Below are 23,010 nucleotides of genomic sequence, written 5' to 3'. Positions count from 1 at the left end.
CCCCGGTACGCTCAGCCGTACCGGGGCGGTGTCTTCTCTCCCCGCACCCGACCCGAAGGACCTGGAAGACCTGTGCACGACCGCATGGAAGACGAAGACGAGTTCCCGGAGTTCGCCGAGGACGACGACGAGGACGACGACGAGGACGGCGACGAACCGGAAGACGGCCCCGAGCGGCTGGAACCGGCCGCCTTCCCCGAAGGCCCGCAGTGGGACCGCGTCCGGGCGGCGGCGCTCCTGGTCGTCCGCTACTGCTCCCTCCTGGAGCCCCCGGTGGCGACCCCGTGGGTCGGCCCCGTGCGCAACGCCCTGATCCGGGCGCGCAGCACGGCCGAGGTGCTGCTGCGGGAGGGCTACGGCCCGGACGGCGAGATCAGCGCCTGGGACATCGGGCTCACCCGCTGGATCCTGCGCGGCGTGACCGGGCTGCCCGAGGCGGTCCGCCGCCCCGAGGAGTCCGTGGACGGCCAGCAGGCGCTGGCCCGCGCGGTCTACGACGTGATCGCCGACCCGTCCGGCGAGGAGCGGTTCGCCGAGGCGTGCGCCCTCGCCGAGCGGCTGGCGGGACCGGAGCTCGCCGCCGAGGAGCGGGCACTCCTGGCCCGGGACCTCGCGGAGCTCGCCGCGGCGCGCGAGAACGGCCGGGAGCCGGACGCCGAGGCGCTGTGGGCGCGCGGCGACGCCTTCGCCCGGCGCTACGCGGACCGCCTCCGGGCGGAGCTGCGGGCGGCCGGTCACCACATCGGCGAGGTGATGACCGACTTCCCGGTCGCGGTGAGCGAGCGGGGCGCGGACCTCGCGCGTGACATCGTCGCGTCACTGGCCGGCCGGTTCGGGGTATCGGAGGAGGAGGCCCGCGTCCGGGTCTTCGCGTACTTCTCGGACTGGGACCTGACGGACGAGTCCGACATGGGTGACCTCGACTACATCGGTCACCAGACGCCCGAGGAGTGGGCCGGCCGCATCTACCTGGGCCTGGAGTTCCACGAGGTCCGGCCGGGCGCCGACCTCAGCGGCCACGAGCCCGTGCCGCTGCCGGAGTAGCCCCGGGCAGGCCGAAGGGCCGTCGCTCCCCCGAGGAGTGACGGCCCTTCGTGCGTGTGGGTGGCGGGATCAGAGGATCCGCACGGCGCCCGACGGCATGTCCCAGTCCAGGGAGCGCTCGACGACACCGGTCGACGGGTTCTGCGCACCGACGTACTTGCCGCCGCCGACGTAGATGGCGACGTGGTACGAGCCGCTGCGGCTGCCCCAGTACAGGATGTCGCCCGGCTGCAGGTTGCTCAGGGAGACGGAGGTGCCCATGCTCGACTGCGCGCTGGAGACCCGCGGCAGGTCGATGCCGGCCTGGGCGTAGGCGGCCTGCACGAGGCCGGAGCAGTCCCAGGAGTTCGGGCCGGTGCTGCCCATGACGTACGCGTCGCCGACCTGGGCGCGCGCGAAGGCCACGATCGCGGCGGCGGAGCCGGTGGCGACCTGCGAGCTGCTGGAGGAGGAGCCGACGGAGTCCGACGAGGAGGACTTCGCGGAGAGCGTGGTGCGCGTCGCGGTGCGGGAGGCGCGCTCCCGGGCCTCGGCGCGGGCCTTCTCGGCGCGCTCGGCCTCGGCCTTGCGGTCGGCCTCGGCCTTGGCCTTCCTGGCGTCCGCGGCGGCCTTCTTCAGGGCCGCGTTCTCCTGGGCCGCGAGGCTCTGGTCCAGGGCCTCCTGCTGGCTCGCCTCGGCGGAGGCGGAGACGGCGCTGGCGAGGTCGGCGTCGAGGGAGCCCAGGGTGGGCATCTCGAGGGTCGTCTCGGTCACCGGCTCGGCGTTGGCCGGCGCGGCGGCACCGGCCACCGCGATGGTGCTGAAGACGCCACCGGCAACTCCGGCCCGGAGTGCCATCTTCGAGGCGCTGCGGCGGGGCTTCCGGTGGCTACGTATGGGAGCGGTCTGGGACATGAGTACAACCGCTATCAGGGCTTCACGGTTCCCTTCAAGAAACGTGGGTTGCGCCACAGTTACGTCCGGAACCTCTTAATCCGCTTCCTGTGCGCCCTTATTGACGCCGTAACGGGCAAATCGGGCACGGCTCATTGGGGCCTTGATCATGGGTTTTCAAGGAAAGGTCCGAATTGCCCGTCGCTTACCACCTCTTCACGTCGATGGCCAAGCCCCGCTTTCCGCTCGCCGTTTCGATGTGGTGCAGGTCACATCGGAGCTCGTGAACGCGCGCACGTGTCCACCCGGGTACGCGCGACCCCCCGACCGGGCGACGGCCGGTTCCTTTATCACCCTGACGCGTCACACGGCCAATTTGCTTGTAGCCCCCAACGCTTGATAGTGCAACACCCCTTCCGACCAGCGATTTCCGGTGTGGATGTCACATCTGGTGATCACCTGGGCGCTTCGAGTGGCAAGATCACCGCTCATCCGACTTCATGATCGTTCGTCAGGTGGTGGAGATCACAAAGGCGTTGGTGTACCCCGTGTCGCAGATCACAGAGGGGCGGGCTTAAGATACGCGGACGTCAGGCTTGTGAACTGCCTCACATGTTGGCGATCTTTCGCGGAGGCCCCATGAGCCGACGGTGCGGTCCAACGGTCAAGGACGACTGGAAGGAGCGAGGAGCGTGAATGCGTACGCGCCCATCCTCGTGCTCGGTGCCCTGGGAGCGGGGTTTGCGATCTTCTCCGTGGTCATGGCCACGCTTATCGGGCCAAAGCGGTACAACAGGGCAAAACTTGAGGCGTACGAGTGCGGCATCGAGCCCACCCCGACGCCGGCGGGCGGCGGCCGCTTCCCGATCAAGTACTACCTGACGGCGATGCTCTTCATCGTCTTCGACATCGAGATCGTCTTCCTCTACCCCTGGGCCGTCAGCTTCGACGCCCTGGGGCTTTTCGGGCTCGTGGAGATGCTGCTCTTCGTGCTCACCGTCTTCGTCGCCTACGCGTACGTGTGGCGGCGCGGCGGCCTGGAATGGGACTGAGGGGCTGAGGAGCACCCATGGGACTCGAAGAGAAGCTGCCGAGCGGTTTTCTGCTGACGACCGTCGAACAGGCCGCGGGCTGGGTCCGGAAGGCCTCGGTCTTCCCCGCGACCTTCGGCCTCGCCTGCTGCGCCATCGAAATGATGACGACCGGCGCAGGCCGCTACGACCTGGCCCGGTTCGGCATGGAGGTGTTCCGGGGCTCTCCGCGCCAGGCCGACCTGATGATCGTGGCCGGCCGGGTCAGCCAGAAGATGGCGCCCGTCCTCCGGCAGGTCTACGACCAGATGCCGAACCCCAAGTGGGTCATCTCCATGGGGGTATGTGCGTCTTCGGGCGGAATGTTCAACAACTACGCGATCGTGCAGGGTGTCGACCACATCGTGCCGGTCGACATCTATCTGCCGGGTTGTCCGCCGCGCCCCGAGATGCTGATGGACGCGATCCTCAAGCTCCACCAGAAGATCCAGTCCTCCAAGCTCGGCGTGAACGCGAAGGAAGCGGCCCGCGAGGCGGAGGAGGCGGCGCTGAAGGCGCTGCCGACGATCGAGATGAAGGGTCTGCTGAGGTGACCGACGCACGCGCGGCCGCCCGGCCGCAGTCGACGACGAAAGCCGCGCCTCTGCGCCGCGCGGGCGGAGAAGGGAACGGGACAGCACGGTGAGCGACGAAACCCCGAACCCCGAGAAGGAGCTCAGCGCGCAGAACCTGCCGGGGCAGCGCGGAGAGCACGGCGAGGAGGTCCGCGTCCAGCGCGGCATGTTCGGCGCCGACAAGGGCGGCGACACCTCCGGCTACGGCGGCCTGGTCCGCTCGATCAGACTCCCGGGCCCGGCCACCCGCCCGTACGGCGGCTGGTTCGACGAGGTCGCCGACGAGCTGGAGGGCGCCCTGGAGGAACAGGGCCTCGTCCCCGGGAACGCGATCGAGAAGACCGTCGTCGACCGCGGGGAGCTCACCTTCCACATCGCGCGCGAGCACCTCGTCCGGGTCGCCCGCACCCTGCGCGACGACCCGGCCCTGCGCTTCGAGCTCTGCACCGGCGTCTCCGGCGTCCACTACCGGGGCGACAAGGGCCGCGAGCTGCACGCCGTCTACCACCTGCGCTCGCTCACCCACGGCCGGCTGATCCGCCTGGAGGTCTCGGCGCCCGACGCCGACCCGCACATCCCGTCGCTCGTCGCGGTCTACCCGACCAACGACTGGCACGAGCGCGAGACCTACGACTTCTTCGGCATCGTCTTCGACGGCCACCCCGCCCTCACCCGGATCATGATGCCGGACGACTGGCAGGGCCACCCGCAGCGCAAGGACTACCCGCTCGGCGGCATCGCCGTCGAGTACAAGGGCGCCCAGATCCCGGCTCCGGACCAGCGGAGGTCGTACTCGTGACCACCCCTTCTGCAAGCGCGCGTGAGACGACCGAGGGGACCGTCTACACGGTCACCGGCGGCGACTGGGACGAGGTCGTCCAGTCCGCAGCCAAGGCCGACGACGAGCGCATCGTCGTCAACATGGGCCCCCAGCACCCGTCCACCCACGGCGTGCTCCGGCTCATCCTGGAGATCGACGGCGAGACCGTCACCGAGGCCCGCTGCGGCATCGGCTACCTCCACACCGGCATCGAGAAGAACCTCGAGTACCGGACCTGGACGCAGGGCACCACCTTCGTCACGCGCATGGACTACCTCACCTCGTTCTACAACGAGACGGCGTACTGCCTCGGCGTGGAGAAGCTGCTCGGCATCACCGACCAGATCCCGGACCGGGCGAGCGTCATCCGGGTCCTGCTCATGGAGCTCAACCGGCTCTCCTCGCACCTGGTCTGCATCGCCACCGGCGGCATGGAGCTCGGCGCCACCACGATCATGATCTACGGCTTCCGGGACCGCGAGATGATCCTGGACCTGTACGAGCTGATCACCGGCCTGCGCATGAACCACGCGTTCATCCGCCCCGGCGGCCTCGCCCAGGACCTCCCGCCCGGCGCCGTCGACGCCGTGCGCGAGTTCGTGAAGACCATGAAGAAGAACATGCCGGAGTACGACAAGCTCGCCACCGGCAACCCGATCTTCAAGGCCCGCATGCAGGACGTCGGCTACCTCGACCTCACCGGCTGCATGGCCCTCGGCGCCACCGGACCGATCCTGCGCTCCGCGGGCCTCCCGCACGACCTGCGCAAGACCGACCCGTACTGCGGCTACGAGAACTACGACTTCGAGGTGCCCACCGCCGACAGCTGCGACGCCTACGGCCGCTTCCTCGTCCGCCTGGAGGAGATGCGGCAGTCGCTGCGGATCGTCGAGCAGTGCCTCGACCGGCTGGAGCCGGGCGCGGTCATGGTCGCCGACAAGAAGATCGCCTGGCCCGCCCAGCTGGCCCTCGGCCCCGACGGGCTCGGCAACTCCCTCGACCACATCAAGAAGATCATGGGCACCTCCATGGAGGCCCTGATCCACCACTTCAAGCTGGTCACCGAGGGCTTCCGGGTGCCGGCCGGCCAGGCGTACGCGGCCGTCGAGTCACCCAAGGGCGAGCTCGGCGTCCACGTCGTCTCCGACGGCGGCACCCGCCCCTACCGGGTCCACTTCCGCGACCCGTCGTTCACCAACCTCCAGGCCATGGCCGCGATGTGCGAAGGCGGCCAGGTCGCCGACGTCATCGTCGCCGTCGCGTCCATCGACCCCGTGATGGGAGGCGTCGACCGATGACGGACGGACAGACCAGTCTCGGGATGCCCCAGCTGCCCGCGCCCGACTATCCGGCCGAGGTCCGCGCCCGGCTCGAGGAGGACGCGAAGGCGATCATCGCCCGCTACCCGGGGTCCCGCTCCGCGCTCCTGCCGATGCTGCACCTCGTGCAGTCGGAGGAGGGCCACGTCACCCGCACCGGCATGCGGTTCTGCGCGGACATGCTGGACCTCACCACCGCCGAGGTCACCGCGGTCGCCACCTTCTACTCCATGTACCGGCGCAAGCCGTCCGGCGACTACCAGGTCGGCGTCTGCACCAACACCCTGTGCGCGGTCATGGGCGGCGACGCCATCTTCGAGGAGCTCAAGGAGCACCTCGGCGTCGGCAACAACGAGACCACCGCCGACGGCAAGGTCACCCTCGAGCACATCGAGTGCAACGCGGCCTGCGACTACGCGCCGGTCGTGATGGTCAACTGGGAGTTCTTCGACAACCAGACCCCCGAGTCGGCCAAGGAGCTCGTCGACGACCTGCGGGCCGGCCGTCCCGTGTCGCCCACCCGCGGCGCGCCGCTGTGCACCTTCAAGGAGACCGCCCGCATCCTGGCGGGCTTCCCCGACGAGCGCGACGGGGCCGTCGAGGCCACCGGAGGGGCCGGCCCGGCCTCGCTCGTCGGGCTGCGGCTGGCCAAGGGCGAGTCCCCGCACCACAAGATCGTCCACCCGCGCGGCGAATCGGCCAGTGGGGAGGGGGAGTGATGACCTTGGCAGCCGAGATCAACAACAGCAGCCCCGAGAAGCTGCTCTCACCCGTTCTGTCGGCGTTCTGGGACCAGCCCGACTCCTGGACCCTGGACACCTACCGGCGGCACGAGGGCTACGAGGGCCTGCGCAAGGCCCTCGCGATGTCGCCCGACGACCTCATCGCGTACGTCAAGGACTCCGGTCTGCGCGGTCGCGGCGGCGCCGGCTTCCCGACCGGGATGAAGTGGCAGTTCATCCCGCAGGGCGACGGCAAGCCGCACTACCTCGTCGTGAACGCCGACGAGTCCGAGCCCGGCACCTGCAAGGACATCCCCCTCCTCTTCGCCAACCCGCACTCGCTCATCGAGGGCATCGTGATCGCCTGCTACGCGATCCGCTCCAGCCACGCCTTCATCTACCTGCGCGGCGAGGTCGTCCCCGTCCTGCGCCGGCTCCACGAGGCCGTGCGGGAGGCCTACACGGCCGGCTACCTCGGCAGGAACATCCTCGGCAGCGGCCTCGACGTCGAACTCACCGTGCACGCCGGGGCCGGCGCGTACATCTGCGGCGAGGAGACCGCCCTGCTCGACTCGCTCGAAGGACGCCGCGGCCAGCCCCGGCTGCGACCCCCCTTCCCCGCGGTCGCCGGTCTGTACGCGTGCCCCACCGTCGTGAACAACGTCGAGTCCATCGCCTCGGTTCCCGCGATCCTCAACAAGGGCAAGGACTGGTTCACGTCGATGGGGACCGAGAAGTCCCCGGGCTTCACGCTGTACTCGCTCAGCGGGCACGTCGCCTCGCCCGGCCAGTACGAGGCCCCGCTCGGCATCACCCTGCGCCAGCTCCTCGACATGAGCGGCGGGATGCGGCCCGGGCACCGGCTGAAGTTCTGGACCCCGGGCGGCTCCTCCACCCCGATGTTCACCGACGAGCACCTCGACGTGCCGCTCGACTACGAGGGCGTCGGCGCCGCCGGCTCCATGCTCGGCACCAAGGCGCTCCAGTGCTTCGACGAGACCACGTGCGTCGTGCGGGCCGTCACCCGGTGGACCGAGTTCTACGCCCACGAGTCCTGCGGCAAGTGCACGCCCTGCCGTGAGGGCACCTACTGGCTCGTCCAGTTGCTGCGCGACATCGAGGCCGGCAAGGGCGTCATGTCCGACCTCGACAAGCTGAACGACATCGCCGACAACATCAACGGCAAGTCCTTCTGTGCCCTCGGCGACGGCGCCGCCTCGCCGATCTTCTCCTCGCTGAAGTACTTCCGCGACGAGTACGAGGCGCACATCACGGGCAAGGGCTGCCCCTTCGACCCCGCCAAGTCGACGGCCTGGGCGGACAAGCACCGGGAGGTGAACGCATGACCGTCACCACGTCCGCTCCCGGAGGAGGCGGAGGCGCGGCGGTTCCGCCGGAGGATCTCGTCTCGCTGACCATCGACGGCATCGAGGTCTCCGTCCCCAAGGGGACCCTGGTGATCCGCGCCGCCGAGCAGCTCGGCATCGAGATCCCGCGCTTCTGCGACCACCCGCTGCTCGACCCGGCCGGCGCCTGCCGCCAGTGCATCGTCGAGGTCGAGGGCCAGCGCAAGCCGATGGCCTCCTGCACCATCACCTGCACCGACGGCATGGTCGTCAGGTCGCAGCTGACCTCGCAGGTCGCCGAGAAGGCCCAGCACGGCGTGATGGAGCTGCTGCTCATCAACCACCCGCTGGACTGCCCGGTCTGCGACAAGGGCGGCGAGTGCCCGCTGCAGAACCAGGCCATGTCGCACGGCCAGTCCGAGTCCCGCTTCGACGGGAAGAAGCGCACCTACGAGAAGCCGATCCCGCTCTCCACCCAGGTGCTGCTCGACCGCGAGCGCTGCGTGCTGTGCGCGCGCTGCACCCGCTTCTCGCAGCAGATCGCCGGCGACCCGATGATCGAGCTGATCGAGCGCGGCGCGCTCCAGCAGGTCGGCCTCGGCAACAGCGACCCGTTCGAGTCGTACTTCTCCGGCAACACCATCCAGATCTGCCCGGTCGGCGCGCTCACCTCCGCCGCGTACCGCTTCCGCTCCCGGCCCTTCGACCTGGTGTCGTCGCCGAGCGTGTGCGAGCACTGCGCGGGCGGCTGCGCGACCCGCACCGACCACCGGCGCGGCAAGGTCATGCGGCGGCTGGCCGCCGAGGACCCCGAGGTCAACGAGGAGTGGATCTGCGACAAGGGCAGGTTCGCGTTCCGGTACGCGCAGCAGCGCGACCGGCTCACGACCCCGCTCGTCCGCGACCCGGAGACCGGCCGGCTGGAGCAGGCGTCCTGGCCGGAGGCCCTGGAGGCGGCCGCGCGCGGGCTGGTGCGCGGGCGCACCGGCGTCCTGGCCGGCGGCCGGCTCACGGTCGAGGACTCCTACGCGTACGCCAAGTTCGCGCGGGTCGCCCTCGACACCAACGACGTCGACTTCCGGGCCCGGGTCCACTCCGGCGAGGAGGCCGACTTCCTGGCCTCCGTCGTCGCCGGACGGGGCCGTGACCTCGACGGCAGCGGCGTCACCTACCGCTCCCTGGAGGCCGCGCCGGCCGTGCTCCTCGTCGGCCTGGAGGCCGAGGAGGAGGCGCCGGGCGTCTTCCTGAAGCTGCGCAAGGCGTGGCGGAAGAAGGGCCAGCGGACGTACGCGGTCGCCGCGTTCGCCACCCGCGGCCTGGAGAAGGCCGGCGGCACCCTGCTCGCCGCCGCGCCCGGCACCGAGACCGAGTGGCTGGACGCCCTCACCTCCCGCGTCGGCCTGTCCCGCGAGGGCTTCGCCGCCGCCGAGGCGCTGCGCGAGGACGGCGCCGTGATCGTCGTCGGCGAGCGGCTCGCCGGGGTTCCCGGCGCGCTGACCGCCGCCGTCCGGACCGCGACCGCCACCGGCGCGAAGCTGGTGTGGATCCCGCGCCGGGCCGGAGAGCGCGGCGCGGTGGAGGCGGGCGCCGTCCCGGCCCTGCTGCCCGGCGGGCGGCCCGCGACCGATCCCCGCGCGCGGGAGGAGGTCGCCGCCGTGTGGGGCGTCCGCGAACTCCCGCACGGCTACGGCCGCGACACCGGCCAGATCGTCGAGGCCGCCGCCACCGGCGAACTCGCGGCCCTGGTCGTCGGCGGCGTCGACGTCGACGACCTGCCGGACCCGGCACGCGCGCTGGAGGCGCTCGACCGTGCCTTCGTCGTCTCCCTGGAGCTGCGCCCCGGCGCGGTCACCGAGCGGGCCGACGTGATCCTGCCGGTCGCCGCGGTCGCCGAGAAGCCCGGCACCTTCCTCAACTGGGAGGGCAGGGCCCGGCTGTTCGAGGCCGCGCTGAAGCCGGAGCAGATGACCCGGTCGCTCGCCCCGACCGACGCGCGCGTGCTGCACATGCTGGCCGATGCGCTCGACGCGCACCTGGGCCTGCCCGACCTGCGGTCGATCCGGCGCGAGCTGGACCGGCTCGGCGGCTGGACCGGCGAGCGGGCCGGCGAGCCGGCCGAGCCCGGCCAGGCCGCGCCCCGGCCCGGCGACGGCGAGGCCGTGCTCGCCGGGCACCGGCTGTTGCTCGACCTGGGCCGCCTCCAGGAGGGCGACGAGGCCCTGGCCGGCACCCGGCACGCCGCCGTGGCCCGGCTCTCGGCCGGCACCGCCGCCGACACCGGGGTGAAGGACGGCGACCTGCTCGAAGTCACCGGCCCGGCCGGCGCGGTGACCTTCCCGCTCGCCGTCACCGAGATGCCGGACCGCGTGGTCTGGCTCCCGCTGAACTCGGCGGGCCACGGCGTCCTCACCGACACCGGAGCCCGCCCCGGCGACGTGGTCCGCATCGGCCCGGCCACCACTTCGACGGAGGTGCAGGCGTGAACACGCTGCTCGCCGCGGAGGACCTGTCCATGTTCGGGACGGACCCCTGGTGGCTCGTCGTGATCAAGGCGGTCTTCTGCTTCGCGTTCCTGATGGTGACCGTGCTCTTCTCCATCGTGTGGGAGCGCAAGGTCGTCGCCTGGATGCAGCTGCGCATCGGCCCCAACCGGCACGGCCCCTGGGGCATGCTCCAGTCGCTCGCCGACGGCATCAAGCTGATGCTGAAGGAGGACGTGATCGTCCGGCGGGCCGACAAGGTCGTGTACGTGCTCGCGCCGATCATCGCCGCCATCCCGGCCTTCATGGCGATCGCCGTGATCCCGTTCGGCCCGGCCGGCAACGAGGTGTCGATCTTCGGGCACCGCACCACGATGCAGCTCACCGACCTGCCGATCGCGATGCTGTACGTCCTCGCGGTCGCCTCCGTCGGCATCTACGGCATCGTCCTCGCCGGCTGGTCCTCGGGCTCGACGTACCCGCTGCTCGGCGGACTGCGCTCGTGCGCGCAGATGATCTCGTACGAGATCGCCATGGGCGCCGCCTTCGCCTCCGTCTTCCTCTACTCCGGGTCGATGTCGACCTCGAAGATCGTGGAGGCGCAGGCCGACCGCTGGTACATCGTCCTGCTGCCGGTCTCCTTCATCATCTACATCGTCACCATGGTGGGCGAGACCAACCGCGCCCCCTTCGACATGCCGGAGTCCGAGGGCGACCTCGTCGGCGGTTTCAACACCGAGTACTCGTCCATCAAGTTCGCGATGTTCATGCTCGCCGAGTACGTGAACATGGTGACCGTCTCGGCCGTGTCGGTGACCCTCTTCCTGGGCGGCTGGCGGGCCCCGTGGCCGATCAGCACCTTCTGGGAGGGCGCCAACCACGGCTGGTGGCCGATGCTCTGGTTCGTCCTCAAGGTCCAGCTGCTGCTCTTCTTCTTCATCTGGCTGCGCGGCACCCTGCCCCGCGTCCGCTACGACCAGCTGATGAAGCTGGGCTGGAAGGTGCTCATCCCGGTCTCCGTGGTCTGGCTGATGCTGGTCGCCACTGTCCGGGCGCTGCGCAACGAGAACTACGACTTCCAGTCGATCGTGCTGTACGTCGCCGGGGCCGTGCTCGCGGTGCTGCTGCTCTCCTTCGTCGCGGACCTCTTCCGCGACCGGAAGGCGAAGGGCGCCGCCGAGAAGGCCGCGCCCGAGGCGCCGTTCGACCCGATGGCCGGCGGCTTCCCCGTACCTCCCAAGCCCGGACAGTCCCTGCCGCCCGTACCGCGGCGTCGGCCCCGCGGGGAGCGGGAGCTGATTGTCAGTGGTGGCCCCGATACTGCTACTGCGAGTGATGGAAAGGAGACGGACGGTGTCTGATTTCCAGAATCCGGTGGCCGGCTTCGGCGTGACCTTCAAGGCCATGTTCAAGAAGCGGCTGACGGAGCAGTACCCGGAGCAGCAGAAGACGACGGCGCCCCGCTTCCACGGCAGGCACCAGCTCAACCGGCACCCCGACGGCCTGGAGAAGTGCGTCGGCTGCGAGTTGTGCGCCTGGGCCTGCCCCGCCGACGCCATCTACGTGGAGGGCGCCGACAACACCGACGAGGAGCGCTACTCGCCGGGCGAGCGGTACGGGCGGGTGTACCAGATCAACTACGCCCGCTGCATCCTGTGCGGACTCTGCATCGAGGCGTGCCCCACGCGCGCGCTGACGATGACCAACGAGTTCGAACTGGCCGACTCCTCCCGCGAGAACCTGATCTACACCAAGGAGCAGCTCCTCGCGGGCCTCACCGAGGGCATGGTCGACACCCCGCACGCCATGTACCCGGGCACGGACGAGCAGGACTACTACAGCGGCCGGGTCACCGAGGCCGCGCCCGGGACCGTCCGCCAGGCCGCCGTCTCCAAGGGCGAGGTCGTGCAGGAGGGCGAGTCGACCTTCGGCGAGTCCGAGCCGGCGTCGGGGAAGGTGGTCGGCCGATGAGCGCGCTCGCCGCCTCCACCACCTCCACCGGCGAGGCCTTCCAGTTCTGGGTGCTCGGCACCGTCGCCGTCGTCGGCGCGCTGTGCACGATCCTGATGAGGAAGGCCGTGCACTCGGCGCTCTGCCTCGCCGGGACCATGATCATCCTGGCGGTGTTCTACCTCGCCAACGGCGCCTACTTCCTGGGCATCGTCCAGATCGTCGTCTACACCGGCGCGATCATGATGCTCTTCCTCTTCGTCGTCATGCTGGTCGGCGTCACCGCCGCCGACTCGCTGAAGGAGACCCTCAAGGGCCAGCGCTGGTGGGCCGCCGCCTGCGCGCTCGGCTTCGGCATCCTGCTGGCCGCCGGCATCGGCAACGCCTCGCTGACCGAGTTCAACGGCCTCGGCACCGCCAACTCGGCGTACGGCGGAAACGTGGAGGGCCTCGCCGCCCTCGTCTTCACCAAGTACGTCTTCGCCTTCGAGATCACCGGCGCCCTGCTCATCACCGCCGCCGTCGGCGCGATGGTCCTCACCCACCGCGAGCGCACCGAACGCGCCCGCACCCAGCGCGAGCTGTCCGAGCAGCGCGTACGGGAAGGCAAGCACGTGCCGCCGCTCCCCGCGCCCGGCGTCTACGCCCGGCACAACGCCGTGGACATCGCCGGCCTGCTGCCCGACGGCACGCCCGCCGACCTGACCGTGATCTCGACGCTGCGCAAGCGCGGCCAGATCCGGGACGTGTCCGGCGAGGCGCTGGCCGACCTCAAGGCGCTCGAACAGCGCTCCGAGGAGCGCCTGGGCCGGGACCGGGAAGACGTCCGCGACATCCGGGACCAGGTCCGGGACCGTGACCGGGACGAGGAGGAGGCCTCGCGATGAACCCCGTCAACTACCTGTACCTCGCCGCGCTGCTGTTCACCATCGGCGCGACCGGGGTGCTCATCCGGCGGAACGCGATCGTGGTCTTCATGTGCGTCGAGCTGATGCTCAACGCCTGCAACCTCGCGTTCGTCGCCTTCTCCCGCATGCACGGCAACCTCGACGGCCAGATCATCGCCTTCTTCACGATGGTCGTGGCCGCCGCGGAGGTCGTCGTCGGACTCGCGATCATCGTGTCCGTCTTCCGTGCCCGCCACTCGGCCTCGGTCGACGACGCCAGCCTGATGAAGCTGTGAGGGGCTGACCGTGGACAACCTCATTGCGCTGCTCGTGGCGGCGCCCCTGCTCGGAGCGGCCGTCCTGCTGACCGGCGGGCGGCGGCTCGACAGGACCGGGCACTGGCTCGGCACCCTGCTCGCCGCCGTGTCCTTCGTGATCGGCCTGGTCCTGTTCGCCGACATGCTCTCCAAGAGCGCCGACGACCGGGCCCTGCACCAGCGGCTGTTCAGCTGGATCCCGGTCGAGGGCTTCCAGGCGGACATCGCCTTCCAGCTCGACCAGCTGTCGATGACCTTCGTGCTGCTGATCACCGGCGTCGGCACGCTCATCCACGTGTACTCGATCGGGTACATGGAGCACGACGAGCGCCGACGCCGCTTCTTCGGCTACCTCAACCTGTTCCTCGCGGCGATGCTGCTGCTCGTCCTCGCCGACAACTACCTGCTGCTGTACTTCGGATGGGAGGGCGTCGGCCTCGCCTCGTTCCTCCTGATCGGCTTCTGGCAGCACAAGCCCAGCGCGGCCACCGCCGCCAAGAAGGCCTTCCTGGTCAACCGGGTCGGCGACATGGGCCTGTCGATCGCGATCATGCTGATGTTCACCACCTTCGGCACCTTCGCCTTCGGCCCGGTCCTGGAGGCCACCGGCGAGACGGGCGAGGGCAAGCTCACCGCGATCGGCCTGATGCTGCTCCTCGCCGCCTGCGGCAAGTCCGCCCAGGTGCCGCTGCAGTCCTGGCTCGGCGACGCGATGGAGGGCCCGACCCCGGTCTCCGCCCTCATCCACGCCGCCACCATGGTGACCGCCGGCGTCTACCTGATCGTCCGCTCCGCCGACATCTTCAACGCCGCCCCGGACGCCCAGCTCGTCGTCACCGTCGTCGGCGCCGTCACGCTCCTCTTCGGTGCGATCGTCGGTTGCGCGAAGGACGACATCAAGAAGGCGCTCGCCGGCTCGACGATGTCGCAGATCGGCTACATGGTCCTGGCGGCCGGCCTCGGCCCCATCGGCTACGCCTTCGCGATCATGCACCTGGTGACCCACGGCTTCTTCAAGGCCGGGCTGTTCCTCGGCGCCGGTTCGGTCATGCACGGCATGAACGACGAGGTCGACATGCGCAAGTACGGCGGCCTGCGGAAGTACATGCCGGTCACCTTCGTGACCTTCGGCCTGGGCTACCTGGCGATCATCGGCTTCCCCGGCCTGTCCGGCTTCTTCTCCAAGGACAAGATCATCGAGGCGGCCTTCGCCAAGGGCGGCACCGAGGGATGGATCCTCGGCGCCTGCGCCCTCCTGGGCGCCGCCATCACCGCGTACTACATGACCCGCGTGATGATCATGACCTTCTTCGGTGAGAAGCGCTGGCAGCCCGCGCCCGACCCGGACAAGGCACCCAGCGTCGAGCCCGGCGCCGAGGCCCACCCGGGCGAGATGCCGCACCCGCACGAGTCCCCGAAGTCCATGACGCTCCCGATGATCCTGCTGGCCGTCGGATCGGTCGGCGCCGGCGCGTTCTTCGAGTACGCCGGGTTCGTCGAGTGGCTGGAGCCGGTCACCGGCTTCGAGCACGGGCACTCGCCGCTCAGCGCGGCGGCCGTCACCACCGCCACCGTCGTGGTCATGCTCCTCGGCGTCGGCCTCGCCTACCTCCAGTACGGGCGCCGCCCCGTGCCGGTGGTCGCCCCGCGCGGCTCGCTGCTCACCCGGGCCGCCCGCCGCGACCTGCTCCAGGACGACTTCAACCACGTCGTCTTCGTCCGCGGCGGCACCCACCTGACCCGCTCCCTCGTCTACGTCGACCACAGCCTCGTCGACGGGGTGGTCAACGGCACCGCGGCCTCGGTCGGCGGGCTGTCCGGCCGGCTGCGCAAGCTCCAGAACGGCTACGCCCGGTCGTACGCGGTCTCCATGTTCGGAGGTACGGCGGTGCTCATCGCCGCGACCCTGCTGATGAGGGCGGTGTAACCACATGTCCCAAGTGGTCAACGCGGGCTTCCCGCTCCTGACCGTGACGGCGGCCGTGCCCGCGGTGGGCGCCGTGCTCACCGCGGCCGTGCCCGCCGCCCGGAGAGCCGCCGCCAAGTGGCTCGCGCTGCTGGTCTCGCTCGTCACGCTCGTGCTCGCCGGCGTCGTCTTCGCACGCTTCGAACCGGGCGGCGACCGCTACCAGCTCGCCGAGTCGTACGCCTGGATCAAGGACTTCGGCGTCCGCTACGAACTCGGCGTGGACGGCATCGGGGTGGCGCTCATCGGGCTCACCGCCCTGCTGATCCCGTTCATCATCCTGGCGGGCTGGCACGACGCCGACCCCCTGGAGACCTCCTCGAAGAGGTGGCGGCCCACCCAGGGCTTCTTCGCCCTGATCCTCATGGTCGAGGCGATGGTGATCCTCTCCTTCGAGGCCACCGACGTCTTCCTCTTCTACATCCTGTTCGAAGCCATGCTCATCCCGATGTACTTCCTCATCGGCGGCTTCGGCGACCGCGCCCACAGCGGCACCGACGAGAACGCGGCGGCCCAGCGCTCGTACGCGGCGGTCAAGTTCCTGCTCTACAACCTGGTCGGTGGCCTCATCATGCTGGCCGCCGTCATCGGGCTGTACGTCGTCGCCGGCAACTTCTCGCTCACCGAGATCGCCGCGGCGCGGGCGAACGGCTCGCTGGAGATGGCCACCAGCACCGAACGGTGGCTGTTCCTCGGCTTCTTCTTCGCCTTCGCGGTGAAGGCGCCGCTGTGGCCGCTGCACACCTGGCTGCCCAACGCGATGGGGGAGGCCACCGCCCCGGTCGCCGTCCTCATCACCGCCGTCGTCGACAAGGTCGGCACCTTCGCGATGCTCCGCTTCTGCCTCGGCCTCTTCCCCGAGGCGAGCAAGTGGGCCACCCCGGCGATCGTCGTCCTCGCGCTGATCAGCATCGTCTACGGCGCACTGCTCGCCGTCGGCCAGCGCGACATGAAGCGCCTCGTGGCGTACGCGTCGATCTCCCACTTCGGCTTCATCATCATGGGCATCTTCGCGATGACCAGCCAGGGCCAGTCGGGCGCCACGCTCTACATGGTCAACCACGGCATCTCGACCGCCGCGCTGATGCTGGTCGCCGGCTTCCTGATCTCCCGGCGCGGCTCGCGGCTCATCGCCGACTACGGCGGTGTGCAGAAGGCCGCCCCGGTGCTCGCCGGCACCTTCCTGATCGGCGGCCTCGCCACCCTGTCGCTGCCCGGACTCGCCCCGTTCGTCAGCGAGTTCCTGGTCCTGGTCGGCACCTTCGCCCGCTACCCGGTGGCCGGGATCATCGCCACCACCGGCATCGTCCTCGCCGCGCTCTACGTCCTCGTCCTCTACCAGCGGACGATGACCGGGCCGGTGAAGGAGGAGACCCGCGACATGCCGGACCTGCGGGCGCGTGAGCTCGCGGTGGTCGCCCCGCTGATCGCGGTGCTCATCTTCCTCGGGGTCTTCCCGAAGCCGCTGACGGACGTCGTCAACCCGGCGGTGCGGCACACCATGTCCGATGTCCAGCAGAAGGACCCGAGCCCCGAAGTGGAGGCGGCCAAGTGAGCGTCACCGCCGTCGCACCCGCCGTCCACACCCTGTGGACGACGGCCGCCGGGCCGATCGACAAGATCCCGGCACCCCACATCGAGTACACCCAGCTGTCGCCCGTGCTCATCGTCGTGGGCGCCGCCGTCGTCAGCGTCCTCGTCGAGGCCTTCGTGCCGCGCAAGGGCCGCCACCTCACCCAGGTCTTCCTGAGCGTCCTGGCCCTCGTCGCCGCGTTCGCCGCGGTCGTCGGCCTCGCCGCCGGCGGGTACGGCTCCACCAAGGCCCACATCGCGGCCATGGGCGCCATCGCCGTCGACGGGCCCGCCCTGTTCCTCCAGGGCGTGATCCTGCTCTCCGCCGTGCTGGCGGTGCTCACCTTCGCCGAGCGCAGGCTCGACCCGGCCGACCACGGCCACAAGGTCGACTCCTTCGCCGCCGAAGCCGCCGCCGTGCCGGGCAGCGAGCAGGAGAAGGCGGCCGTCAAGGCCGGCTTCACCACCACCGAGGTCTTCCCGCTGGCCCTGTTCGCGGTCTCCGGCATGCTGGTCTTCCCGGCCGCCAACGACCTCCTGACGCTCTTCATCGCCCTGGAGGTCTTCTCCCTCCCGCTCTACCTGCTGTGCGCCGTCGCCCGCCGCAAGCGGCTGATGTCGCAGGAGGCCGCGGTCAAGTACTTCCTGCTCGGCGCCTTCTCCTCGGCGTTCCTGCTCTTCGGGATCGCCCTGCTCTACGGCTACGCGGGCTCCGTGTCGTACTCCGCGATCGCCCAGGTCGTCAGCGGCGACGTCCCCGCGATCGACCCGGCGCTCGCCCAGACCATGGGCAACGACGTGCTGCTGCTCATCGGCTTCGCCATGGTCCTGATGGGGCTGCTCTTCAAGGTCGGCGCCGTCCCGTTCCACATGTGGACCCCGGACGTCTACCAGGGCGCCCCGACGCCCGTCACCGGCTTCATGGCGGCCGCGACGAAGGTCGCCGCGTTCGGCGCGATGCTCCGCGTCCTGTACGTGGTGCTGCCGGGCCTCACCTGGGACTGGCGGCCGGTCATGTGGGCCGTCGCCATCGTCACCATGCTGGGCGGCGCGGTCGTCGCCATCACCCAGACCGACATCAAGCGCCTGCTCGCGTACTCGTCGATCGCCCACGCCGGCTTCATCCTGGCCGGTGTCATCGCGGCCACGCCGACGGGCGTCTCGTCGGTCCTCTTCTACCTGGGCGCCTACTCCTTCGTGACGATCGGCGCGTTCGCCGTGGTCACGCTGGTGCGGGACGCGGGCGGCGAGGCCACGCACCTGTCCAAGTGGGCCGGGCTCGGCCGCCGTTCGCCGCTGGTCGCGGCGGTCTTCGCGGTCTTCCTGCTCGCCTTCGCCGGCATCCCGCTGACCTCCGGCTTCTCCGGGAAGTTCGCGGTCTTCAAGGCGGCGGCGGACGGCGGCGCGGGCGCGCTCGTCGTCGTCGGCGTGATCTCGTCGGCGGTCGCCGCGTTCTTCTACATCCGGGTGATCGTGCTGATGTTCTTCAGCGAGCCGAAGGCGGACGGCCCCACGGTCGCCGTGCCCTCGGGCCTCACCTCGGTCGCCATCACGGCCGGCGTGGTCGTGACGCTGGCGCTCGGCTTCGCGCCGCAGTACTTCCTGGACCTGGCGAGCCAGGCGAGCGTGTTCGTGCGGTAGCCGAAGGCGGCCGCCGTACGAGGAAGAGGGGCCCGGATCCCGCCGCGAGGGCGAGGCCGGGCCCCTCTCCCGTGCGCCTACGACTTCGGGTGGGCCGGCTTCGGCTCGTCCGGCTTCGCGTGGTCCTCCGTGCACGGGGTGCAGTGGACGCGCGGGTTGTACGGGGTGAAGACGCCCTTCGGGTTCTTCTTGAAGATCCAGGCGTGCAGCGAGTAGTGCGGTCCGACGGGCTCGAAGTCGAACGGCCCGTCGAAGTCGTGGTCGAAGAGCCGCGGCCGGGGCTGGCCCGTGTTGGGAACGACCCACTCCAGGGCGACCAGTTCGCGCTTGCCGGTCTTGTTGTCGGGGGCGTACAGCACGGCGGCGGGCTTCGTCGGGTCGGTCGAGCCGATGTGGTCCGGGTTCACGTAGTGGTAGCCCATGCCGCCGAGCTCCGGGTCCTCGACGCAGTCGTCGGTGCGCACGTAGCCGTCGTCGATGGCCACCTGCTCGGACTCGTACTTCTTGGTCGCCTCGTACGTCTTCTTCAGGTCGGGGTGCGGGAAGTCGTTGCCGGCCGGTGCCTTCGCGACGGCCGGGGCGGCCCCCAGGGCCAGCGAGGTGACGGCGGCCAGCGCGAGCGCGGCCATGAGGGGGCGGGGTCGTGCGGACATGTGTGTCTGCTCCTCGGAAGGGTGGGCGCGCCCGGTACGGGGCGCCTGACGTCGGCGGGCTCTCCCCGTGACCCGCCACCTCCAGCAGCATCGGACGACCGGTGCGGGTGCCGCACGCGGGGTGACCCATTGGGGGGTGGCCCGAGGGGCGGCCGCGTGCCATCGTGGGCGGAATGGTCTGTACCAGTCGAGGGGGTCGTCCGAGGGCCGGTCGTGGGTGGTCGTGGCTGGCCGTGGCCGGCGGTCGTCGGCCGTTCGCCGGTGGTGGCCGGCCGTCGCCGAACGAGGAGAAAGGAACGGACGCGATGCGCGGCACCACCGCCTTACCGGGGACCCCGTGCGCCACACCGAAGGAGGGCCAACCACCCGTGCACCGGCTGGAGGTGCGGCTGCCGGACGACGTGCCGTTCGCGGTCGGCACCTTCGACGGCATCGGCCCGATGTCCCGGGCGGACTTCCCGCACCGGCACACCTTCTACGAGATCGTCCACGTCACCCACGGCACCGGCACCCATGTCGTCGACCTGGCACGCTGGGAACTGCGCCCGCCGCACATCGGAGTGATCCTGCCCGGACAGGTCCATCACTGGGAGAACGCCCGGGACCTCGACGGCTCCGTGGTCCTGTTCACCCCCGAGTTCCTCCTCGACCACCCCGGCGACGAGGAGTTGCTGCGCCGCATCGGCGAACGCCCCTGGCTCCGCCTCGACCCCGCCGCGCACACCCGCACCGCCCGCCTGATCGCCGAACTCACCGAGGAGTACGGCCACGGGGACAGCGGCTTCGCCACCGTGCTCCGCTCCCTGCTGCACGTCCTCCTCGTCCGTACGGCACGCCTCGGCGGGCCCGGGGAGAGGGCGGCGGCACCGACCGGTCGCCACGCGGCCGTCACGGACGCGTTCGTCCGGCTGGTCACCCGAACCGGTACGGACGGCGGAGCCGGAGGCGTCGGCCTGCGGTCCGTGCGCGAGTGCGCCGAGCGGCTCGGGGTCAGCCCCGGCTACCTCACCGAGGCGGTACGGGCGGCCGTCGGCCGCACGCCGGGCAGCCTGCTCCGCGAGGCGCGCACCCAGGAGGCCCAACGGCTCCTCGCGCGAACGGATCTGTCGGTTCGTCAGGTGGCGGCTAGGGCGGGCTTCGACGACCCCGCGTACTTCTGCCGCTTCTTCCGGAGGGAGACCGGGATGACCCCCGGCCACTTCCGGAAGCACCACGGGGAACCCCACGAGAACCCCCACGACAAGCACCACGACTGCCGTGCTCCGTCCATCGAAGACGCCCGCGGCGACACCTAGGTTTCTGGTCGACCGCTCTCAAGCCCCCCACCCCAGGAGCAGGCATGGACCGAGAGACCAGCACCGGGCACCTCACCCGCAAGGCCGTCCTGCGCGCCGCGCTCGCGGCGGGCATGGCCGCGCCCGTGGTGCTCATGGGCGTCCCGGCACTCGCCCGTACCCTCACCGACGGCACGGGCGCCGCACCCGAGCTGACCCCGGCGTGCGACGACGGCGACGACCCCACGCCGCCCCAGACCGAAGGCCCCTACTTCAAGCCCAACTCACCGCGGCGGAACAGCCTGTTGGAGCCCGGACTGCCCGGCGTACGGCTGGAGGTGAGCGGCTACGTCTTCGGGCGGGCGTGCCGGCCGGTCTCCGGCGCGCTGCTCGACTTCTGGCAGGCGGACACGAACGGCGCGTACGACAACACCGGATTCCGCTTCCGCGGCCACCAGTTCACGGGCACGGACGGTTCCTTCAGGCTCAGCACGATCGTCCCGGGCCTCTACCCGGGCCGCACCCGGCACCTCCACGTCAAGGTCCAGGCCCCGGGCCGGCCGGTGCTCACCACGCAGCTGTACTTCCCCGGCGAGCCGCGCAACAACACCGACCCGATCTTCGACGCGCGACTGCTGATGAGCGTGCGGGACGCGGGTGGCGGCGGGAAGGAGGCGGCCTTCGACTTCGTCCTGGACGTACCGCAGGACCCGGGCCCGACACCGACGCCCACGCCGACGTCCACGGCGCCCGGGGGCACGTGGTCGGCCGGCACCGCGTACCGGGCGGGCGACGCCGTCACGTACGGCGGGCGGGGCTACGTGTGCCTCCAGGCGCACACGGCCCAGCCGGGCTGGGAGCCGCCGGCGGTCCCGGCGCTGTGGCGGGCGGCCTGACAGGGACCCGTCCGCACCCGGAGGACCGCTGCCCGTGCCGTGTGTGCCCCACGGACGAGGCACACACGGCGGAGGCGGGCCAGAGGCCGGGCCCAGGCGGCGGGGCCTAGGCGGCGGGGTTCGGCGCGATGCGTCCGGTGACCTCGCCGAGGGCGACGCGGGTGCCGTCCGGGCCCGGGGCCCAGGCGGTCAGGGTGACCTCGTCGCCGTCCTCCAGGAAGGTCCGCTTGCCGTCGGCGAGCTCGAGCGCGTCGCGGCCGTTCCAGGTCAGCTCCAGGAGCGAGCCGCGCTGGCCGACCTCGGGGCCGGAGACCGTACCGGAGCCGTAGAGGTCGCCGGTGCGCAGCGAGGCGCCGTTCACGGTCATGTGGGCGAGCTGCTGGGCCGCCGTCCAGTACATGGAGGCGAACGGCGGCTCGGCCACCACCTCGCCGTTGATGGCGACGCTGATGCGCAGGTCGAAGCCGCCGGGCTCCTCCTCCGCGGAGTCGTCCAGATACGGCTGGAGCGCGAAGTCGCGGGCGGGCGGAGCCACGCGCGCCGCGTCCAGGGCTTCGAGCGGGGTCACCCAGGCCGAGACGGAGGTCTGGAAGGACTTGCCGAGGAACGGGCCGAGCGGCACGTACTCCCAGGCCTGGATGTCGCGCGCCGACCAGTCGTTGAGCAGGGTCAGGCCGAAGACGTGCTCGCGGAAGTCGCCGAGCGCGACCGGCCGGCCCAGCTCGGACGGCGTGCCGACGAGGAAGCCGACCTCCGCCTCGATGTCGAGCTTGACCGAGGGCCCGAAGACGGGCGCCGGGTCGGCGGGCGTCTTGCGCTGGCCGGCCGGGCGCACGACGTCGGTCCCGGAGACGACGACGGTGCCGGCCCGCCCGTGGTAGCCGATCGGCAGGTGCTTCCAGTTCGGGGTGAGCGCGTCGCCGTCCGGGCGGAAGATCCTGCCGACGTTGGTGGCGTGGTGCTCGCTCGCGTAGAAGTCGACGTAGTCGGCGACCTCGTACGGCAGGTGCAGCGTGACGGTGTCCAGCGCGTGCAGCAGCGGCTCCACGACCGGCCGGTGCGCGGGCACGGTCACCCAGCCGGTGAGCGCCCGGCGCACGTCGCGCCAGGCGGTCCGCCCGGCGGCGAGCAGCGGGTTGAGGCTCGGCTGCGCGAGCAGCGCGGCGTACGGCGACCCCAGGGCGTGCGCCGCGGCCCCCGCGTCGAGCACGTACCCGCCGATCCGGACGCCGAGCCGGCGGCGCTCGGGCTCGTCGGCGGTGGAGAAGACGCCGTACGGGAGGTTGTGCGGGCCGAAGGGGTCGCCCTCGGGCAGGTCGAGCGGGCTGTGCTCGGGCATCGGTGCTTGCCTCGCTTTCCAGGTGTGTGGGGGACACGTTACGGGGCGTGCGCCGAGGCGCTGATGACATGTGTCACACAGAAAGTGCGGCCTCCGTGGGCAACTGTCCGGGTTCGCGGGCTTTGTGACGCCTGTGGGTGCGCTGTGCGACGGGAGAGCTTGTGGCGCCCCCGTCAATGGCGCTATTCCCCGTCGTATTCCGGTCATACGATCAGCGCGTCGTCGCGCCGCGTGAGGTATTCCGCAGGCGCGCGACCCCCACAACT

At 70.8% G+C, this 23,010-nt stretch carries 20 protein-coding genes; 17 read left to right on the top strand and 3 right to left on the bottom strand.

Annotated features, from left to right (window positions below; all coding sequences use genetic code 11):
* Positions 1-84: 84 nt before the first annotated feature.
* Positions 85-1,044 carry a hypothetical protein gene (locus ACFWJO_RS08930; protein ID WP_386864070.1) on the top strand — a complete coding sequence of 320 codons (960 nt, stop codon included), beginning with the start codon at positions 85-87 and terminating at the stop codon, positions 1,042-1,044.
* A gap of 69 nt (positions 1,045-1,113) precedes the next feature.
* Here ACFWJO_RS08930 and ACFWJO_RS08925 read toward each other — a convergent pair whose 3' ends face one another.
* Complete coding sequence (locus ACFWJO_RS08925; protein ID WP_386864069.1) at positions 1,114-1,938, bottom strand: C40 family peptidase; 825 nt, start codon at positions 1,936-1,938, stop codon at positions 1,114-1,116.
* Between the two features lie 671 nt (positions 1,939-2,609).
* Here ACFWJO_RS08925 and ACFWJO_RS08920 point away from each other — a divergent pair.
* From ACFWJO_RS08920 to nuoN, 14 genes are all read left to right on the top strand, one after another.
* Positions 2,610-2,969, top strand: a complete 360-nt coding sequence (locus ACFWJO_RS08920) for an NADH-quinone oxidoreductase subunit A (protein ID WP_003956195.1) — start codon at positions 2,610-2,612, stop codon at positions 2,967-2,969.
* Between the two features lie 17 nt (positions 2,970-2,986).
* A complete protein-coding gene (locus tag ACFWJO_RS08915) occupies positions 2,987-3,541 on the top strand; it encodes a NuoB/complex I 20 kDa subunit family protein (RefSeq protein ID WP_384412129.1) in 555 nt (184 codons plus the stop codon).
* Between the two features lie 88 nt (positions 3,542-3,629).
* Positions 3,630-4,361: an NADH-quinone oxidoreductase subunit C gene (locus tag ACFWJO_RS08910; protein ID WP_386864068.1), complete on the top strand. Its 732-nt coding sequence runs from the start codon at positions 3,630-3,632 to the stop codon at positions 4,359-4,361.
* Positions 4,358-5,680: an NADH-quinone oxidoreductase subunit D gene (locus ACFWJO_RS08905; protein WP_386864067.1), complete on the top strand. Its 1,323-nt coding sequence runs from the start codon at positions 4,358-4,360 to the stop codon at positions 5,678-5,680. Before ACFWJO_RS08910 ends, ACFWJO_RS08905 begins: the two co-directional genes overlap by 4 nt.
* Positions 5,677-6,420: an NADH-quinone oxidoreductase subunit NuoE gene (gene nuoE, locus ACFWJO_RS08900; RefSeq protein WP_384412124.1), complete on the top strand. Its 744-nt coding sequence runs from the start codon at positions 5,677-5,679 to the stop codon at positions 6,418-6,420. Before ACFWJO_RS08905 ends, nuoE begins: the two co-directional genes overlap by 4 nt.
* Positions 6,420-7,769, top strand: coding sequence for an NADH-quinone oxidoreductase subunit NuoF (gene nuoF / locus ACFWJO_RS08895; RefSeq protein WP_386864066.1), 1,350 nt, complete (start codon positions 6,420-6,422; stop codon positions 7,767-7,769). The genes nuoE and nuoF overlap by 1 nt, the downstream gene beginning before the upstream one ends.
* Entirely contained in the window at positions 7,766-10,252 is a 2,487-nt protein-coding gene (locus tag ACFWJO_RS08890) for an NADH-quinone oxidoreductase subunit G (RefSeq protein WP_386864065.1), read from the top strand. Before nuoF ends, ACFWJO_RS08890 begins: the two co-directional genes overlap by 4 nt.
* 29 nt (positions 10,253-10,281) lie before the next feature.
* A complete protein-coding gene (gene nuoH / locus ACFWJO_RS08885) occupies positions 10,282-11,610 on the top strand; it encodes an NADH-quinone oxidoreductase subunit NuoH (RefSeq protein ID WP_386864077.1) in 1,329 nt (442 codons plus the stop codon).
* Positions 11,603-12,220 carry an NADH-quinone oxidoreductase subunit NuoI gene (nuoI, locus tag ACFWJO_RS08880; RefSeq protein ID WP_386864064.1) on the top strand — a complete coding sequence of 206 codons (618 nt, stop codon included), beginning with the start codon at positions 11,603-11,605 and terminating at the stop codon, positions 12,218-12,220. Before nuoH ends, nuoI begins: the two co-directional genes overlap by 8 nt.
* On the top strand, positions 12,217-13,086 hold the full coding sequence (locus ACFWJO_RS08875) for an NADH-quinone oxidoreductase subunit J (RefSeq protein WP_386864063.1): 870 nt from the start codon (positions 12,217-12,219) through the stop codon (positions 13,084-13,086). The genes nuoI and ACFWJO_RS08875 overlap by 4 nt, the downstream gene beginning before the upstream one ends.
* The gene (gene nuoK / locus ACFWJO_RS08870) at positions 13,083-13,382 is read left to right on the top strand and encodes an NADH-quinone oxidoreductase subunit NuoK (protein ID WP_067240510.1); all 300 of its coding nucleotides are present in this window, start codon (positions 13,083-13,085) and stop codon (positions 13,380-13,382) included. Before ACFWJO_RS08875 ends, nuoK begins: the two co-directional genes overlap by 4 nt.
* 10 nt (positions 13,383-13,392) lie before the next feature.
* The gene (nuoL, locus tag ACFWJO_RS08865; protein ID WP_386864062.1) at positions 13,393-15,330 is read left to right on the top strand and encodes an NADH-quinone oxidoreductase subunit L; all 1,938 of its coding nucleotides are present in this window, start codon (positions 13,393-13,395) and stop codon (positions 15,328-15,330) included.
* 4 nt (positions 15,331-15,334) lie between these two features.
* The gene (locus tag ACFWJO_RS08860; protein ID WP_386864061.1) at positions 15,335-16,924 is read left to right on the top strand and encodes an NADH-quinone oxidoreductase subunit M; all 1,590 of its coding nucleotides are present in this window, start codon (positions 15,335-15,337) and stop codon (positions 16,922-16,924) included.
* The gene (gene nuoN / locus ACFWJO_RS08855) at positions 16,921-18,582 is read left to right on the top strand and encodes an NADH-quinone oxidoreductase subunit NuoN (protein WP_386864060.1); all 1,662 of its coding nucleotides are present in this window, start codon (positions 16,921-16,923) and stop codon (positions 18,580-18,582) included. The genes ACFWJO_RS08860 and nuoN overlap by 4 nt, the downstream gene beginning before the upstream one ends.
* A 77-nt stretch (positions 18,583-18,659) precedes the next feature.
* On the opposite strand, the gene ACFWJO_RS08850 is transcribed toward nuoN, so the two are convergent.
* Positions 18,660-19,235 (bottom strand): hypothetical protein, encoded by a 576-nt coding sequence (locus ACFWJO_RS08850; RefSeq protein WP_386864059.1) that lies wholly within the window; start codon positions 19,233-19,235, stop codon positions 18,660-18,662.
* Between the two features lie 305 nt (positions 19,236-19,540).
* Between ACFWJO_RS08850 and ACFWJO_RS08845 the strand changes: the two genes are divergently transcribed.
* Both ACFWJO_RS08845 and ACFWJO_RS08840 read left to right on the top strand, forming a co-directional pair.
* Positions 19,541-20,530 carry an AraC family transcriptional regulator gene (locus tag ACFWJO_RS08845; protein ID WP_386864058.1) on the top strand — a complete coding sequence of 330 codons (990 nt, stop codon included), beginning with the start codon at positions 19,541-19,543 and terminating at the stop codon, positions 20,528-20,530.
* A 44-nt stretch (positions 20,531-20,574) separates the two neighbouring features.
* Complete coding sequence (locus tag ACFWJO_RS08840; RefSeq protein ID WP_386864057.1) at positions 20,575-21,405, top strand: carbohydrate-binding protein; 831 nt, start codon at positions 20,575-20,577, stop codon at positions 21,403-21,405.
* Between the two features lie 106 nt (positions 21,406-21,511).
* Here the strand turns inward: ACFWJO_RS08840 and fahA are convergent, their stop codons facing one another.
* The gene (gene fahA, locus ACFWJO_RS08835; protein ID WP_386864056.1) at positions 21,512-22,744 is read right to left on the bottom strand and encodes a fumarylacetoacetase; all 1,233 of its coding nucleotides are present in this window, start codon (positions 22,742-22,744) and stop codon (positions 21,512-21,514) included.
* Positions 22,745-23,010: the final 266 nt, after the last annotated feature.

The sequence above is a fragment of the Streptomyces sp. NPDC127092 genome (genome assembly GCF_042722475.1).
Lineage (GTDB): Bacteria > Actinomycetota > Actinomycetes > Streptomycetales > Streptomycetaceae > Streptomyces.
The sequence above is the reverse complement of the archived record's forward strand: the minus strand, read 5'-3'. Positions and strand labels throughout refer to the sequence as shown.